The sequence below is a fragment of the Streptomyces sp. WI03-4A genome (genome assembly GCF_033792105.1).
In the GTDB taxonomy this organism is placed as follows: Bacteria; Actinomycetota; Actinomycetes; order Streptomycetales; family Streptomycetaceae; genus Streptomyces; species Streptomyces collinus_A.
In genome coordinates this window covers 179,389-195,010 of sequence record NZ_JARAUO010000002.1, presented here as the reverse complement: position 1 = coordinate 195,010, position 15,622 = coordinate 179,389, and the positions used below count along the sequence as shown (strand labels likewise).

At 68.8% G+C, this 15,622-nt stretch carries 15 protein-coding genes and 1 pseudogene; 6 read left to right on the top strand and 10 right to left on the bottom strand.

Annotated features, from left to right (window positions below; translation table 11 throughout):
- Positions 1–270 precede the first annotated feature (270 nt).
- Positions 271–810 (bottom strand): 2'-5' RNA ligase family protein, encoded by a 540-nt coding sequence (locus PV343_RS03890; RefSeq protein WP_319145329.1) that lies wholly within the window; start codon positions 808–810, stop codon positions 271–273.
- A gap of 232 nt (positions 811–1,042) precedes the next feature.
- Here PV343_RS03890 and PV343_RS03885 point away from each other — a divergent pair, with 232 nt between their 5' ends.
- Complete coding sequence (locus PV343_RS03885; RefSeq protein WP_319145328.1) at positions 1,043–1,474, top strand: HIT family protein; 432 nt, start codon at positions 1,043–1,045, stop codon at positions 1,472–1,474.
- Positions 1,475–1,952: 478 nt separating this feature from the next.
- Here the strand turns inward: PV343_RS03885 and PV343_RS03880 are convergent, their stop codons facing one another.
- Together PV343_RS03880 and PV343_RS03875 are read right to left on the bottom strand one after the other, a co-directional pair.
- A complete protein-coding gene (locus tag PV343_RS03880; RefSeq protein WP_319145327.1) occupies positions 1,953–2,450 on the bottom strand; it encodes a GNAT family N-acetyltransferase in 498 nt (165 codons plus the stop codon).
- Positions 2,451–2,750: 300 nt separating this feature from the next.
- A complete protein-coding gene (locus tag PV343_RS03875) occupies positions 2,751–3,233 on the bottom strand; it encodes a GNAT family N-acetyltransferase (RefSeq protein ID WP_319145326.1) in 483 nt (160 codons plus the stop codon).
- A gap of 528 nt (positions 3,234–3,761) precedes the next feature.
- Between PV343_RS03875 and PV343_RS03870 the strand changes: the two genes are divergently transcribed.
- Complete coding sequence (locus PV343_RS03870; RefSeq protein ID WP_319145325.1) at positions 3,762–4,748, top strand: hypothetical protein; 987 nt, start codon at positions 3,762–3,764, stop codon at positions 4,746–4,748.
- An 86-nt stretch (positions 4,749–4,834) separates the two neighbouring features.
- Positions 4,835–5,257 carry a hypothetical protein gene (locus PV343_RS03865; RefSeq protein WP_319145324.1) on the top strand — a complete coding sequence of 141 codons (423 nt, stop codon included), beginning with the start codon at positions 4,835–4,837 and terminating at the stop codon, positions 5,255–5,257.
- Between the two features lie 305 nt (positions 5,258–5,562).
- Here PV343_RS03865 and PV343_RS40290 read toward each other — a convergent pair whose 3' ends face one another.
- The 5 genes and pseudogenes from PV343_RS40290 to PV343_RS03850 form a co-directional block, all read right to left on the bottom strand.
- Positions 5,563–5,742, bottom strand: a complete 180-nt coding sequence (locus tag PV343_RS40290) for a helicase associated domain-containing protein (RefSeq protein WP_415923453.1) — start codon at positions 5,740–5,742, stop codon at positions 5,563–5,565.
- Positions 5,743–5,876: 134 nt separating this feature from the next.
- Positions 5,877–6,536 carry a helicase-related protein gene (locus PV343_RS03860; protein WP_415923449.1) on the bottom strand — a complete coding sequence of 220 codons (660 nt, stop codon included), beginning with the start codon at positions 6,534–6,536 and terminating at the stop codon, positions 5,877–5,879.
- A gap of 172 nt (positions 6,537–6,708) precedes the next feature.
- Positions 6,709–6,884 (bottom strand): annotated as a pseudogene (locus PV343_RS40285) (amino acid permease); the annotation flags it as partial.
- A gap of 255 nt (positions 6,885–7,139) precedes the next feature.
- A complete protein-coding gene (gene manD, locus PV343_RS03855; protein WP_319145323.1) occupies positions 7,140–8,384 on the bottom strand; it encodes a D-mannonate dehydratase ManD in 1,245 nt (414 codons plus the stop codon).
- Between the two features lie 238 nt (positions 8,385–8,622).
- Positions 8,623–10,068, bottom strand: coding sequence for a gluconokinase, GntK/IdnK-type (locus PV343_RS03850; protein WP_319145322.1), 1,446 nt, complete (start codon positions 10,066–10,068; stop codon positions 8,623–8,625).
- 309 nt (positions 10,069–10,377) lie between these two features.
- On the opposite strand from PV343_RS03850, the gene PV343_RS03845 reads away from it, so the two are divergent.
- Entirely contained in the window at positions 10,378–10,596 is a 219-nt protein-coding gene (locus PV343_RS03845) for a hypothetical protein (protein ID WP_317447699.1), read from the top strand.
- A 735-nt stretch (positions 10,597–11,331) separates the two neighbouring features.
- On the opposite strand, the gene PV343_RS03835 is transcribed toward PV343_RS03845, so the two are convergent.
- Positions 11,332–11,931, bottom strand: coding sequence for a TetR/AcrR family transcriptional regulator (locus tag PV343_RS03835; RefSeq protein WP_319145521.1), 600 nt, complete (start codon positions 11,929–11,931; stop codon positions 11,332–11,334).
- Positions 11,932–11,986: 55 nt separating this feature from the next.
- Between PV343_RS03835 and PV343_RS03830 the strand changes: the two genes are divergently transcribed.
- A complete protein-coding gene (locus tag PV343_RS03830; RefSeq protein ID WP_319145321.1) occupies positions 11,987–12,451 on the top strand; it encodes an SRPBCC family protein in 465 nt (154 codons plus the stop codon).
- Positions 12,452–12,844: 393 nt separating this feature from the next.
- Positions 12,845–13,624 (top strand): ATP-dependent DNA ligase, encoded by a 780-nt coding sequence (locus PV343_RS03825; protein WP_319145320.1) that lies wholly within the window; start codon positions 12,845–12,847, stop codon positions 13,622–13,624.
- Positions 13,625–14,085: 461 nt separating this feature from the next.
- On the opposite strand, the gene PV343_RS40280 is transcribed toward PV343_RS03825, so the two are convergent.
- Positions 14,086–14,406, bottom strand: coding sequence for a thioredoxin family protein (locus PV343_RS40280; protein ID WP_387954707.1), 321 nt, complete (start codon positions 14,404–14,406; stop codon positions 14,086–14,088).
- Between the last annotated feature and the right edge of the window lie 1,216 nt (positions 14,407–15,622).

The following is a 15,622-nucleotide window of genomic DNA, read 5'->3' as shown; positions in this document are numbered from 1 at the left end:
CACCGCCGACCTCGCCTTCCAGGCCCGCAGCGAGCCCGGGACGGCCACCGTGGTCCGGGCCGCCCGGACGTGCCCTGACCGTGCGGCCCGCCCGTCCATGTGTGGCACCCGGCTGCCCCGTCGTGCCTCGGCCGCGGACCGGACCGCGCTTCCGGAGCGCCCCTACTTCCCGACGTCGAGAAGCGAGCACCACGCAACTGAGGACCGCCAGCACTACCTTTTCACTGGTCCGCTGCCCGTTGCGGTGGACCAGCCAGGCTTTCGGCCCGTTCAGCCAAGGAGGGCGAACGACGCCCGCTCTTGCCACGTCGCGCCGTCATGCACCATGAGGTCAACTGACGAGACGTGCGACGTGAGGGGGAGCCTGCCGAGCAGGTCGGCCTCAATCTCATCCAGAACTGCATCGTCCTGGCCGTCAGCCACGGTCAGGTGGGGCACAATCTCGGCGAACTGGCCCCCATAGGGACGGGCCTCGGGCCAACGGTCGGCGATCACCTCAGTGAGCCGCCGCAACTGCGTGTCTGGCTCAGGTGCGAGATACAGCACCTCTGGAAAACGCCCACAGTTGGCAAACCTCAAGTCAAAGGCGTGAAGACTGCCGAGCATCTCAGCGAGAGCCGAGCAGACGCGTGCATCTATTCGGCTCTCGTCGAGGAACGGGAAGAGCACGGTGACATGCGCTGGCACTCCTGCTTGGGCTGACGGATCGAACCGCTCACGCCATGCGCGGACGGCCGGATCCGCATCCGGGATCCTGACGATGAGACCCGTCTGACCTGCCTGAAACCTACTCGTGCTGTCATCTGCCATGACACGGCATGCTGCCACCTCAAAGGCCGACCACAGCACTCATTATGCGCCCGTGATCACGACCGATCCCGCACACAGGACAAGCGGCATGACGACGGCGCCGAACCACTACTGCCGTCATATCCCGGGATATGGCTCAACTTCTCTGAAGTCACGGCCCAGCCGCTGCAGAACCCGCAGTCGTGCCCATCCAGCCTCGAACCCCCCAGCGGACTGTGACAGGGTTGGCGGCGTGGACTGCGTCTTCTGTCAGCTCATCCGTGAGGGCACCGCACGCTGGGTGGCCCGTGAGGCTGAGAGCTGCTCCTTCACCCCGCTGAACCCTCTCGCGCCGGGACACACGCTGGTTGTCCCCACCAGCCATTACACGGGCGTGTTTGACACCCCGCCCGACGTCCTGACCGCATCGGTGACGCTGGTCCAGCGCGTGGCAGCAGCCATGCGCGTGGCCTTGGACGCTTCGGGCGTCAACATCCTGAGCGCCAGCGGACCTGGATCGGAACAGTCTGTGCCCCATCTGCACTTCCACGTCATTCCGAGGTGGGTGGATGACGGTATCTCGACATGGCCGACCGGCCAGTCCCGCCGGTGCCCCACCGGCGATCCAGGCAGGCGACTGGCCGCCGCCCTCAATTGTGACTTCAAGCCGCCCCACGAAAGTTGAGCCAGATCCATTTCCCGTGAACATCCAGAGGGCCGACGATCGGCACCAGCAGCCGACGGGGACGAAGTGCCGGACCCGGCCGAAGGACCCCCGAACCTTCATCTGGTCCTGATGCACACGATGCGGCTGGTACGCGTGCTTCCTGGAAGACCAGCAGGCGATGGAACACACCATGGCCGTGCGAGACCTCGCCTGCGACGTCTGCGCGCGGGACGGTCAGCTGCTGTTGTCATGCGGGTGCTGCACCACGGATGAAAAGGCATCTTCGCCCCCGCAACCTTGCGGCGCCTTGGCCACCCCCTGCCCATCTACCAATGTGTGGAGGAGAAGAAAGGAATGCAGGAGAAGGCTGAGGTCTTCTACCGGCCTGCAACCGGCGTCTGCAGGGCCTTGCGGGAAAGACATTCGTCAGAGCGGACGCCCCCTCGCCGCCGCAGCCTGACCGAGTGCGGGATCCCGCCGTGCCCGGATGCGGAGATCAGACAGCGGTCAGGCTCTTCGCCATGACCCGCTCCCTGCCCATGCCATCGGGCAGAAGATCACCGGGCTCACCCGTGTCCAGGAAACCGTGCCGCTCATAGAGCGCGGTCGCCTTGCGGTTGTCCGGCATGACGGACAGCCGCAGCGTCGTGGCACCGCGCTCCACTGCCCACCGCTCGACTGCGTGGATCAGGTAATCACCCACGCCCTTGCCCCGAGCCGCGGGGTTGACCCACATCGAGATCAATTCCACGGTCTCCGCTCCCTCGCACGGCACTCCACTGGCCATGCCCACCGGAAGGCTGCCGAGGAGCGCGACGAGATCGTGCGCGCCAGGAATCGACAGACGGGCACGCCAGCGCTCCTCTCGGTCGCCGGAGCCCTGCCAGTGAGACAGCGTCGATCCGAACGCGTAGGGCGCCTCAGTAAGGGCAGCCAGTCGCAATTCCCGCCAAAGGGGCCAGTCGTCTGATGCCAAAGTGCGTAGTTCAAGCATGATTCCGAACCCTGCCCGTCCGCCGGGGCGAGCAGCAAGTTGATTACCGCCATGCAAACGAGGCCGTTCACCCCTGCCAGTCCTGCTGTGAAAGGGGAGTTCCTGCCGTGTCAATTCTCGTGAACGCCCGTAGACCGGCTTCGCCCACATCAGCACCCGACCCGCCCGACCTGCCGGTGGGAGTTGCGGCGGGGCGGTGTCGGCAAGGTGTCGCTTCCTTCGGCGAGATGCCGGTGGTTCGGCACGGCGGTCAGCGCGAGCGCCGATCGTCCCGGCCGCGACGCCGGCTGGCGACCGCGCTCACAAAGCGGCCTGCAGAGTCACGGACTGGCTCGCGAAACCGTTCCGTTCGTAGAAGCGGATCGCGTCGGAGTTGCTGGAGTACGCGGTCACCTCGACCAGTTCGGCCCCCGCTTCCTTTGCCCAGGTCGAGAACTGCGCGATCAAGCGCGCTCCAAGCCCGCCGCGGCGGTGGGCCGGCTGCACATACATGCTCACGAGCGTGGCGATCTTTACCGGCCTCATCGCAGATCCCTCGGCGACGGCCCCGGTGAGGTGTCCGACGACCTGCCCGCCGCAATCTGCGACGAGAAGGAGTCTGGTCGGGTCGTCTACTCCAGCGGCAAAGCGTTCAGGCCCGAAGGCGCGAGGCCAGCCCACGTCTACGCTCGGATCCCTCGTTCCGGCGTCTTCCGCAAACAGCGCGCTGCTGCACGCGACCAGCCCATCCACATCGGCACACTGGGCACGACGGACGATGACCTCATGCGGTTGATCACTCATACCGTGTGACGCTAGCTCAACGCACTGACAGCCACGCCTGCTCTGAGACCGCCCGGCCCGGGTGCCCGTAGGGCGTCCCCGAGGCACCCTCTCGGGGGTCCTCGCGCAGCTAGGCATCGTGGGACCCACCGCCAGCAGCAAAACCGCCCGTGACCAGCGAACTCGATCACCGTACCGCCGGCCCCGTGCTTCTTGTGCTGTCTTCAGAGGCGGTGTGTGTTCTCCAAGCTCGCACGCACCCGCGCAGCCGAGGTTGGCGAACTGGTCGACGACAGAGGCGCCCGGCCACCTTCAGTTGTCGGTGGTCAGCGTGTTCGGACGCAGGCTCCCTAGGCGTCCGTCCGGCGCAGCACGCTCGCCTCTTGGGCGGGTGCTGGCCGGTGCTGGAGCACCATGTGCTCGGATACGCACGGCCCCGGTGGCCTGGCGCGCCTACGACGGCCGTCCGCCGGTTCGCCGACGTCGCTGAGCCGCCACCGTGGCTCGGCTGACAAGGCGTCAAAGGGAGCCGCCACCGGCATCCCCGGCGTGTTCGCCGTGCCGGACGAATCCACTGTGGAGATTGTCAGCTCCCAGCAGATCGGCACGTGCCCGAAGATGCCGGACGCAGCCCTCAAAGGCTGCGACGCCACGTACGACCTGGTCGTCACCTACGAGGCCGACTTCTACCTGTGCACCGACGACCAGGCCCAGGCCTCGGCCGACGGGTGCCCAAAGCCGGCATGGCAGTTCCTCCAGCGAGCGACGCTGAACAAGGTCAAGATCGACAACTGGCAGCACCACTTCTCCGGCAGTGACATCATCCGCGCCGGATGGCAGAGCCTCTTCGGAGACGTGGCCGGATCGATCCTGTTCTCGTTCTTTGCCGAAGACCTGATGGACTGCTTTCACGGCAGTGCCAGCGGCTGCGCTTGGAGCGTCGCCACCTACGTCCCGGTCGAGGGCCTGCTCACCCCGGTCGCGCGCGCCGTCAAGGCCCTCGACGCCGCTGCCAGAGCCGGAATCGGCTTCGAGGACGCCTACAAGGCACTCCGCGCCCTCGACGGGCTGTCCGAGGCGGCCATCGTCAGCATCGGCAACAAAGCGCTGAACATACTGAAGAAGGGCTGCGTGCACGGGCTCGCGCGCAGGGGCGTTCGAGCGGCGGGCGGCGGCTACTGCAAGTGGCTGGAGCTCGGAGGTCCTGGCACCTGGATGGCGGAAACCGAGAACATGTCGCAGGCCGACCGCGCCTACGAACAAATGGTGACGAACGGTGTTCCGTCGGGGATCTCCTATAAGGTTCCGGCGGACTGGCGAAAGAGTGGATACGTCAAGTTCGACGGCTACCAGGACGGCGCTCTCATCGATGCAAAGAACCAGGCGATGAACGATCGGATGTTCACCCCTGAGGGCAAGCTCCAGAAGTGGGTCACCGAACCGGTCAAGCAGGCGAAGAACCAGGCTCGGCAGGCGACACGCCGATCATCTGGTATGTCTCAGACGAGAGGACTGCCACGGCCTTCAAGCACATGATGATCGACAACGACCTCAAGACCATCACGGTCGTCTACCGGGCCGGCCCCCAGTAAGACACCTCCCAGTGCAGAAAGAGACGTTGTGTGAGCTACAGCCCGTCGATCTACAAGTTCGTCGAGGGCAGCGATGCGCCTGTTCCTTTGGACCTGGAGGTGGTGCGTTCCGTTCTCACTCCCTACGACGTAGGTGACCCCGGCCGGACGATGACGGAGGACGGGGGCCTGCAGTATTGGGTCAGGGCAGCAGACGGCAGTGAGGCCGAGATCTTTGTCGACCGGACCAGCATTCTGGTGGAGCGTCCTCACTCAGGTCCCGGTGTCTTCGCCGTCGTGGCGGAACTCGCCGCGCGGCTGGCAGCCGTGATCTTCGATCCGAGCCGGGGCACGTTCTTCTGCGGCCCCGAAGCGCATGCGCACCTTCCTGTGGACATGCGCCAGGAAGCCGTACTGATCGACATGACCGGTCAAGCAGTCGAGGCCGCGCTGATCGGACCACGGCTTGCCTAATCCCGCCAGCCCTCGACGACTGGCACGTACTGTGGGCGGCTCCCCTGCAGGGGAGCCGCCCACAGTACGATCAGACGGCGACCACGCTGCACGCCGCACCGGGTAAACCTTGCACACGGCGTGGATGAGCTGGTCGTTGCTGGGCGGCTCGAGGCCCTTGTTGTACCGGTCGATGCCGTAGCCCTGAGGTAGGCGACTCGGTCACTGTTAGTCGCGGGGGCGGCAGCGAGTAGGCGCGGCGGGCGACGACGAGCCGCGCATTGGGGGAGTCGTGGCGAGCCAGCACGTACGAGTCCGCGGGGCCCTCAGATCATGCCGAGCTTCGCCAGCTGCGCGATGCGGTCGGGGTCCATGTCGCCGCGGGCGTAGATGCGCCGGCTGTCGGCGATCCATTGCCCAAGGGGGAACCCGGCGAGCGTGGCTGGCCACCCCTCTGCCTCCGCCGCCTGGTCGTCGATGGCGGGCACGCGGAACGTGAACGGCACCTTCAAGTAGCCGTGCTCGCGAGCGTAGATGACGGCGGCTTCGATACCGCGTCACCAGTGGGCGTGGTCGGGGATGAGGACGCGGAGGTTGATGAAGGCGGTCAGCTGTGCGGGGTTGCGTGGGGTGGAGAATTTCAGCAGTTGTCGGGCCGGTACCGACAGCCGGCCCTGCCCCTCGGCGTCCGGGCCCTCCCGTTCCTCGTCGTCTCCCTGTCCGGAGCGGGTCTGGACGCCTGTGACACGGCTGCGTGCCTGGGGCTCGGCGAGTGCTTCCACGAACGCGCGTCGTGCGCCCGGAGCGCTTCCAAAAGCCTTGCCAACCCGCCGAACGCCCGCGAGGTGAGCATGCTGTCCGCCGTCTCGCCGGGCCCGAGCAGGACCGGCACCACGAGCGCGGCGACCTTGCCCTCACCGGGGCGGATGCGCAGGGCGCGGCCGACGGCTTGGACGAGGTCGGGCATGGAGCCGCGGACGTCGGCGAAGTACACGGAGTCACAGCGGGATGTATCGATGCCTTCGCCGAGCACCCGGACGGAGCCGAGAAACGTCTTCTCCACGACGGTGCCGTCAGCGGCGACTCCCTGGGAGAACTCGTCCAGGACGCGCGGCCGGTGAAGCGGCTTGTGCTCGCCGCACAGCCAGTCCGCCCACACCGCGCGCGGGTAAAGCCCAGGATCCGCAGCGTGCAGCCGGCCGGCTACGCGGTGAAGACCGGCCGCGAACGCCTCCGCCTCCTTCACCTGGTGGTGAAAGACCAGCGTCGGGTGAAAGCCCTCCTCGGCCGAGGCCTTCACCAGCGCCGTCTGCAGAGCAGCCAGCCGGGCCCCCCGCACCTCGTCCGAGCGGCCCCCGGCTTCAGCCGAATCTGCAGAACGTCGGGTTCCGCAGAGCGTCCAAAGTCGTAAAGACCCGCAACCGAAATGCCGTGTCACCTCCAGAGGACCTCAACCCGGCCGGTGTGCCGATGATCCGGTGGGCCCAGAAGCACAGGCCGGCCGACGTCGGGTAGGCGGAGCAGATCTCGGCCATCGACAGGCCCACGAGCAGGGGCATCGGCCTACCGCGACCCAGCCCCAGGTGATCACCGCCGGGGCCGCCGGTGATCATGCCGAAGAGTACAGGGTGGGGCAGCCGGACCGGATCGGGGACGATGCATGGTGACCGGTGGCCGCATGTACTGGGCGTAGATCGACGGTGACCTCGACGGCCCGGCCTGCTACCAGGCGATGCCCACCCAGTCGTAGCCCGTCGGCGGTGCCGGGGCGGTGGCCGGGGTCGGTCGTGCCGCCCCGGCCGTGATCGCCGTCGACCGCGGGCCGGATTGCGGCGGCCCTCACGGGCCGCGGGAAAGCACGGCGGAGCGATGCGCCGGGGCCGGGCGCACCCCGGCGCCTGGATCACCAGTCGTGGACGGTCCCGTCGCGCAGCCTGTTCACCGGGAGGTACGCCGGTTGGTACGGGAAGTGGGCGGCGGCCTCTGTGTCGAGGCCGACGCCGAGGCCGGGGGTGTCGGACGGATGCAGCAGTCCGTCCTCGAACCGGTAGGAGGTGCGGAAGACTTCCAGGGTCTGCGGCGAGTGCCGCATGTACTCCTGGATGCCGAAGTTGTGTACGGCGAGGTCCAGGTGGAGCGCGGCGGCCATGCCCACCGGGGAGATGTCGGTGGGACCGTGCATGCCGGAGCGGATGCCGTAGACGGCCGCGAGGTCGAGCAGCTTCTTCATCGCGGTGACCCCGCCGGTGTGGGTGACCGCGGAACGCACGTAGTCGATGAGCCGCCCACTGAGCAGCGTGGTGTAGTCGTGGACGGAGTTGAAGACCTCGCCGATAGCCAGAGGCGTCGTCGTGTGGTGCCGAATCAGGCGCAGGGCCTCCTGGTCCTCGGCCGGGGTGGCGTCCTCCAGCCAGAACAGATCGTACGGCTCCAGGTCACGGCCCAGCCGGGCGGCCTGAATGGGTGTCATCCGGTGGTGGCCGTCGTGGAGGAGCGGCAGCTCCGGGCCGAACTCCGACCGTACGGCCTCGAAGACGGCGGGCAGGTGCCGCATGTAGGCGCGGGTGTCCCAGGTCTCCACGACGGGCCGCAGCCGCCCGCCACCGCCGACACGGCGCGCCGGCTCGTAGTCGTAGCGCTCTCCGCCGCCCGCGCTCGACGTGGCGACGCCGTACACCGACTCCAGGCCGGGGACCCCGGTCTGGATGCGGATGGCGCGGTAGCCCAGGGCCAGGTGGGCGCGTACCGAGTCGAGCAGTTCCGGTACGTCGCGGCCGGAGGCGTGTCCGTAGGCCAGGGCCCCGGTACGGCACGCGCCGCCGAGGAGCTGGTACAAGGGCATTCCGGCGTACTGGGCCTTGATGTCCCACAGCGCTGTGTCGACGGCCGCGATCGCCGCCATGGTCACGGGGCCGCGCCGCCAGTACGCACCGCGGTAGAGGTACTGCCAGGTGTCCTCGACGCGGGCGGCGTCCTCCCCCAGGAGAAGGGGTACGACGTGATCGTCGAGGTAGGCGCGTACGGCCAGTTCGCGGCCGTTGAGCGTGGCGTCGCCGAGACCGGTGACACCGTCCTCGGTGGTGATACGCAGGGTGACGAAGTTCCGTCCGGGACTGGTCACGTTGACTTCGGCGGACTTGATACGCATGAGGGGTCCCCCCTTGTCTGCGGCTCTCTGCGGTTCTTTCCGGTGCGTTCCTTCGGTTTTCGGCGGGGCGGCACAGCGGTCCAAATGCGGTGTGCGGTGTGCGCCGGACGCGGTCGTAGTGGTGGACAGGGCGTAGTGGTGGACAGGGCGCGGTGCTGGACGGGTGCCCGTCCCGCTCGGGGGCGGCGTGGTCTGTCGGTGGGCCGCCGGGGTGTGGGTGGTGGGGCCGGAGCCCGGCTCAGCGTGTGCGGGCCCGGCCGGCCAGTCTTGTCTGGATCTCGGCGGCGATGCGTTCGACCTGCAGGGTCGCGTCGATCGACATGCCCGCCTCGTCCTTCTCCAGCGGTTCCAGGTCCTCGAACTGTGACGCCACCAGGGAGGCGGGCATGTAGTGCTCCTCCCTGGCACTGACACGCGCCGTCGCCGTGTCCTCGTCGAGTACCAGATGCACGAAGAAGGTGTCGGGCTGCGCCATGCGCAGCAGTTCGCGGTAGATGCGTTTCAGGGAGGAGCAGGCGACCACCAGTCCCTCCTCCGGGTCCGCCTGGCGCAGACGGCCCCCGATAGCGGCGAGCCACGCGCTGCGGCTGCGGTCGTCGAGCCGTTTCCCGTGGCTGAGGGACTCCACGTTGCGCGCGGGGTGAAAGTCGTCCCCCTCCTCGAAAGGCGCTCGGAGCGATTCCGCCAGGTACCGGCCGACGGTGGACTTGCCGGAACCGCAGACCCCCATGACGACGACGGGAGCCCGCCGGGCCTGGAAGAACGGGACCATCGCGTTCCGGAACCCGTCTCGGTAGGCGCTGGGCAGGCCGTTCGTGTTGAACTCCTCCAGTGCCGCCCGCAGCCGTGCGCGAATGCCGGGATCGAGCAGCCGTCCGCTGCGGATCTCGGCGAGGAGGGTCTCCGCGAAGGCCTCCGCGGCCGTCGGCAGTCCCTGGTCGACGGCGTACGCCAGGGCCATGTGCAGCCACATGGCGATCGGCTCGGGCTTGGTGGGGTACTTCTGGACGGTACCGGCGCCGACGACGGCCGGCCGGGGCGTGACGACGGTTTCCTCGTGCGCTCCCGCCCAGTCCCTGTCGAGCCTGTGGTTCATCGCCATGACGACCGGGTCGGAGAGGCGTACGAAGAGTTCGTTGCGCGAGCCGGCCAGCAGGGTCCGGTGGAACGCGGCGTCCACGTCGCGGAAACGCTGTCGGATCGGTACGCCCTCCACCGTCCGCCCGAAATTGGGGTGCTCGCTGAGAGCGAGGAGGGTGCGGGCGCCGCTGGTGAGGTCGTGGCAGACACCTGCGGACCGGCTCAGCGCGGCGAGCCGAGCCGCCCGGGGTTCGAGCACCTCCCGCAACTCGGTGAGCGACCGCATCTGGCTGTCGGGCGCCACCTCAAGGCGCCACTCGATCACGTCGCGATCGAGCAGGTCCCAGCGTTCCAGCGGCTGCACGGTGGCGCCGATCCGCGCCTGCAGATTGACCAGGCCCTTCTGATGCAGCGCCTGCAGGGCCTCGCGGGCCATGGGCCGGGTGGTGCCGCACTCCTGGACGACGGTGTCGACCGTCAGGTGCTGATCGCGGGGTTTGCCACCTTCGACGATCTGGCAGCCCAGATGTCTCACCACCTTGGCGGTGGACCCACGCGACGCGTCCTCGGGACCTTCGGGCAGGTCTTCTGTGGGACCAGTCATGCCAGCAAAGCTAAATCACAGCGCCCGTCTGGTCAGCTCCTGGAGCCGGGCCGGAGGGAGCACTGTGGGCCGTACAGGCGCACTGAGGGGCGCGCGAGGCGCAATCTCCGCCCTTTTGCACCCCCCATCCTTCCTTATGGCACATCAAGAAGCTTCTGTAGTACGGGTCATAGACCTATCTTGTTCACACATTCCAGGGTGCTTCCGAAGTGCTTCAGGAGACGGCTGACGCACCGGAAGCAGCGCGCACGGCGGCCGGTTGGCCGCCGGTCGACGTCTCGTCTCTTCACGCGACCGCAGGAGAGCTCCATGCCCGAACCGACCTCACCTCCGCCCCTGCCCCCGCCGGACCCGGCCGCGCCCGAGCGGTTGTCACTGCGCTGGGCGCTCATCCTGTTGGCCGCGATCGTGGCAGGGCTCGTCGCAGGGCTGCTGACGTTCGCCCGGACCCACAACTGGCCCGCCGCCGTCATGGCGGCGCTCGCCGCGAGCGGAGCGGCGCTGGTGGGCCTGCCGCCCCTGGTGTAAGGGAGTCGTGGAGGCGGCTGCCGGCCGGGCGCGTCCCCGGATGCCGGGCCACGACACTCCTCGAGACCGGAACGCCAACGACCGCATCGCTCGAAAACCGCTGGGACGGGCGAAGTGGCCTTGCCATACTGGTGGAATGTGCTTTCGCGGGGGGACTCCGAACCGGCATTACGTGTGCTTGCCCTGCCGTCCCTCGTTCAAGAAGCGCGGCACGTGGGTGCGCTGGAGAGTTGATCGACGCGGGCCAGGACCTCGCTGTGCCGAAGCGGAGGGACACCGCTGGGTGGCGGACGTTGACCGCCCTGCTGAACGCGGGTGTCACGTTCCACTCCGGCTGCTGTGATGGCCCCGGCTGGCGGCCTCGAACACCACGCGAAGTGCGCGAGCGGTTGGCCGCTGCGGCTGGCACCGGCGTACCGCTGAGCGTGGCGCTGACGACGGTCGACATGGACGAGCTCCGTTCAGGGCACACCTCACGCTGAGCGGCTCGCTGATCATCCAGGGCCTCCGCCGCATGGGACGCCCTGTGCCCTCGCAGTACGGGGAGGATGCGCGGACGCGTCGGCCAGTTCGAGCAGGGGACTAGGAGTTGTCTTCAAATGTCACGCCCACATCAGGAGTGATGCGAGGGTGACGGCTGCCTGGTAGGACTCGGCGGTCTTGTCGTAGCGGGTAGCGATGCCGCGCCACTGCTTCAGGCGGTTGAAAACCTGCGAGGCCTGATCGGTGATCTCCTCACTCCGAACCGTAGTACAGCCGGAGGAACTCCTCCATCGCCGCGTCGACGCCGGCGCGGTCACCGGTGGCGAGCAGGTCCAGCAGCAGGCCGCGGACGGTGGCGAGTCCCAGCCTGGCCCGGTTCCGGGCCAGGGCAGGGCCCGCCCCCGCCGCGACCTCGGCGGCCACGAGCGGCTCCAGCCAGTCCGTCACCAGCCCTTCGAGGACCGGGGCGGCCTCGGGGCGGCCGCGCAGCGCGTGCCCGCAGATTTCGAAGAAGAGCCGCTCCTGACCGGCCAGCCGAGGGGCCGTGAGCTGCCGCCACAGCAACCGCGCGATATCGGCGGGCGAGAGGCCGGGCTCCAGGCGGAGCCGGGACAGCACGTCGCGCTGGCGTCGCTCCGACGTCCGGACGATCTCAACGAGCAGCTGTTCCTTGGAGCCGAAGTAGTGGATCAGCATGCGGTGGCTGACGCCGATCGCGGCGCCGAGCCTGCGCAGGGTCAGGTCCGCGATGCCGTGTGCCGCGACGTGATCGACAGCCGCGTCCAGCAGTTGTGCGCGCCGAGCGCCGTGCGCGCCTTGCTCGGCCTCGCCCTCGGGATGCGAGTCGTCCATGGTCACCACGTCACGACTGTACCAATCGGTACAAGGTGTATGTACCGTGTGGTACATGAAGTCTGTCATCGTGTCGATCGACCTACCTCAGACTCCCGAGCAGGTCTACGGCTTCCTCGACGTCATGGCGAACCACGAGCGGTTCACCGACCACTACCTGACCAACTGGCGCTACACCGGCCCCGCCAGGGGCATCGGATCGTGCGCCACGGTCACCGCCGCGCTGGGCGGCACGAAGACCGACGTCACCATCGATGTCGTCGAGGCCGAGGCCCCTCGGCGCATCGTCGAACGCAACGTCAGCGCGGCCGGCCGGCGGCAGGGCCGTGGCACCTACACCATCGAGCCGCTGCCCACCGGCGGGGCCCGCGTCTCGTTCACGTACACATGGGTACGTGCCCCGCTCGCCGACCGGCTGCTGGCCCCCGTCGTACGGGCCACGATGCGGCACGCCAACCGCACGGTCATGCGACGCCTGGCTACCGAGTTGGCTTGCCACGTGTCCGCCGCCGAATCCTGACGGCGGTAGGTGCCGCACCTTCTCCCCGGCGCAGGCTCGACACCCACCGGGGCCCTGCCCTCGGGCACGGACTCCTCCAGCCGGTTCTGCGTCCCAAACAACTGCACACGCCAGTTCTTGGCGCAGGCCGCGCACATACCGGCCACCCCGCACCGAGGAGACACCCCACCAGTACGCCGAAGGCCCGAGCCAAGGGCATAACGAATTCGGCAGAAGCTGCGCGCAGGTGTCTCATGAGACATAGCCCAGTCTGGAGAAGGACGGCTGGCGTGCCCTGCTGACCTGGGACGCTCACCGCCCGGTCTTGCGCTCCCGCGGGGTACCGATCTCGAGCCCTCCTTCCCGGAGCTGCGCGCCGGTGTCGCGCAGCTCCCGGATGCGACCGCCCTGGACGTGGAGCTGGTCGTCTGGGACGCCGCGGGCCGTCTGGCGTTCGAGCGGTTGCAGGGCCGCTTGCAGCGCCGCGGCGCCGGCGCGCTCCGCCGGGCTGAGCAGTGGCCGGTGCACTTCGTGGCCTTTGACCTGCTCCGGCTCTCCGGCACGGACACGCCCAGGCGGACCTACCGCCGCCGCAGGGCCGCCCTGGAAGCCCTCTTCACAGACCGTCGGCTCACCGCGCTGTGGGTGCTGTGCCCCTCCACTACCGATGAGGCCACCGTGCGTGAGTTGCTGACCAGCTGGACGGCGGTCGGGCTCGAAGGCGTGGTCTACAAGAGGCTGGAGGGACGGTACGAGCCGTCCCTCCGAGGATGGCGCAAGCGCAAGGCCGGGGAGACCGAGGACGCCATCGTCGGCGCGTTCACCGGCTCCCCGGCAGCGCCCCGCACGCTGCTGCTGGGCCGCTACGACACCGACGGGCACCCGCGGTACATCGGGCGCGGCACGACGCTCCCGCAGACCGCGGGCCGGGCTCTCGCCGGGCTCCTCACCCCGGCCGGAGACGACCACCACTGGACGGGCTGGACGTTCAGCGCCGGATGGGGCTCACGCGAGCGCCTGCACGTCACCCTCGTGGAGCCGGAACTGGTGGTGGAGGTCGGCGTCGACGTAGCCCGCGACAATGCCGGGCGGTGGCGGCTTCCCGCGAGCTGGCAACGGCCGCGCCCGGACCTGTCGCCCACCGACATCCCGGCCTTCGGGTCCGGACCCACCAGGCCGAAGGCGGCACCCTGATCCGCAGCCGTCCGAGCAGCGCTTCGGCGACCCGGCGGATACCGGCACGCGCCCTGGTACGGGGCCGCCCCGACAAACATGTTCATCGCGGACAGAGCGATTGCGCTGTGCGGCAGTCCCGGCCCGGTCATGTACGGGGGCGGCGAGCATCGGCTCCGGTAGCGCTTGTCGTCGGGCCCGTTCGGCGGGGCACCGGTGAATTGATCAAGCTGGGCCGATCCGCTGATCAGGAACGCGCGAAGCGCGCGGGCCTCACCGGGGCGGAGTACGACGCCTGGTGCCGCTGGCGCGAGGTGACCGAGGCCGCTCCAGTCGGCCATCACCGCGCACTCGGCTCGGCGCATGCTCGGGCGGCACTCGCCGACGACCGCGCAGGGGGACGTACGTGCCGGGGCCGAAGCCCTGGCACGGGACGGCGTGCGGCCCCCGCGTCGCGCAAGCGAGTCGGGTGGGATCGGGCGCTAGACGCCGGCCAGTTCGTTGACCAGCCTGCGGAGCTTTCGCGGGTCGGCCCCGAGGAGTTCGCCCTTCTTCTCTCCATCGAAGTAGGTCTGGAACGTGGGCATGGCTCTGATGCCGGCCTTCTCGGACACGTCTGGAACTTGGTCGACGTCAATGGCTGCGAACGCGATGGTGCTGTTCTCCGGCGCTGTCGAGAGGCGCTCGAATTCGGGCTTGATGAGTTTGCAGGGGCCGCACCAGACCGCCGTGAACAGCACGACGACCTTCGGATTGGTCTGGAGCAGCGTGGAGAACTGCTCTGCGTTGGTCACCTGGATCACGGCTTTCCCGTACCTCGCGGCGGCGGGAGCCTCGACCCTTCCCGGCGCCGTTCTTTGATCTGCGGGGCGGGGTGCGGCGGATGCACCGGCGTACGGGGCGGCAGCGAGCGTCACGCCCAGAACAACGGCGGCGGACCGGCACAGCCGACGCCAACGTGGTGCTGTCGGCCGGAGGGCGGTGGAGGCAGAGGTCTGGGTATCTGTGTTCATGCGGTCAACGAGTACCTGCTCACCTTGCGAAAGGTTGGGAAGAACGATCTTGAGTCACGCGGAAGGGAAGCAGCGCTCGCCCCAATAGCCCAGGGCGGACGGAATCCGGTCGCCTCCGGCATTCGCTTCACGAGAGGCATTCCATGCGCCGTAGGCGGCAGCAGCGGGCTCGAGGGCCTCACCGCACGCCGCCGTGTACGGCACAGCGAACTCATCGAACCTACCGCAGCGGGACCCCACGCATCCCAGTTCAGCGCCCGACGTGCCGTGTGCTGGAGCTGCCTGGATCAGGCGGTTGTCGGCGTGGTGCGTCGGGTGGCTGCGGCTCGGGTGCGGGCGCTGTCGGGGGGTGGATGCCGTGGCCGACCGGGTCGAGGCTGATCAGGTCGCGGTGCAGGTGGCGTATCCGCAGGGCCAGGTCGAGGTGGAGGCGGGGACGCACGCGGTGTATGCGGTGGGACACGAGCGGACAGACCACGCAGACGGTCCTGCTCGCGCTGGCGGCGGGCACGCAGTCCCGCCTGGCGGCAGGCGGCGCGGGCGCAGCCGTAGTCGGCGCACGACGCCTGTCCGTGATGGACCGACGACCGCCGCGGCCTACGCTGCCGCGCGGCCGGCACGGCGACGGAAACGGACGGTTCTCCAAGACGTGGTGGCATGGTGGTACCTGCTGCGAGTTGGCTGTGCCGGCCCACGCTACGCGCCCCACCGACAGAACACCCCTGCTGCGCACCGCCTGTGAGATCCACAGGCCCGGGCAGCAGCGCACGCCGCGCCCCCTCCCCAGGCCGGTCGAGACAACGGCGGCGTAACCGCCACACCGTGCAGCCGGGCTGGCCACGTAGCAGGTCGGCGGTGCTTCCCGAGAGACGGCAGGCCGCCAGGGACAGTCCGCACACTGCTCCCCACCCGTGCGACGCGCGCCGCAAGCCGATGGCCCTCGACCCCGCTCAGTTCGGGCGCGGGGCTGCCTGTACGTCCCCCGAGGGGGCGTCTTTCGAAGCCC

Excerpts from the sequence above, each read along its gene's own strand:
- PV343_RS03890 (WP_319145329.1), bottom strand. The coding sequence starts at position 810 with ATGGCAGATGACAGCACGAGTAGGTTTCAGGCAGGTCAGACGGGTCTC.
- manD (WP_319145323.1), bottom strand. The coding sequence starts at position 8,384 with ATGCGTATCAAGTCCGCCGAAGTCAACGTGACCAGTCCCGGACGGAAC.
- PV343_RS03850 (WP_319145322.1), bottom strand. The coding sequence starts at position 10,068 with ATGACTGGTCCCACAGAAGACCTGCCCGAAGGTCCCGAGGACGCGTCG.
- PV343_RS03845 (WP_317447699.1), top strand. The coding sequence starts at position 10,378 with ATGCCCGAACCGACCTCACCTCCGCCCCTGCCCCCGCCGGACCCGGCC.
- PV343_RS03835 (WP_319145521.1), bottom strand. The coding sequence starts at position 11,931 with ATGGACGACTCGCATCCCGAGGGCGAGGCCGAGCAAGGCGCGCACGGC.
- PV343_RS03875 (WP_319145326.1), bottom strand. The coding sequence starts at position 3,233 with ATGAGTGATCAACCGCATGAGGTCATCGTCCGTCGTGCCCAGTGTGCC.
- PV343_RS03880 (WP_319145327.1), bottom strand. The coding sequence starts at position 2,450 with ATGCTTGAACTACGCACTTTGGCATCAGACGACTGGCCCCTTTGGCGG.
- PV343_RS03830 (WP_319145321.1), top strand. The coding sequence starts at position 11,987 with ATGAAGTCTGTCATCGTGTCGATCGACCTACCTCAGACTCCCGAGCAG.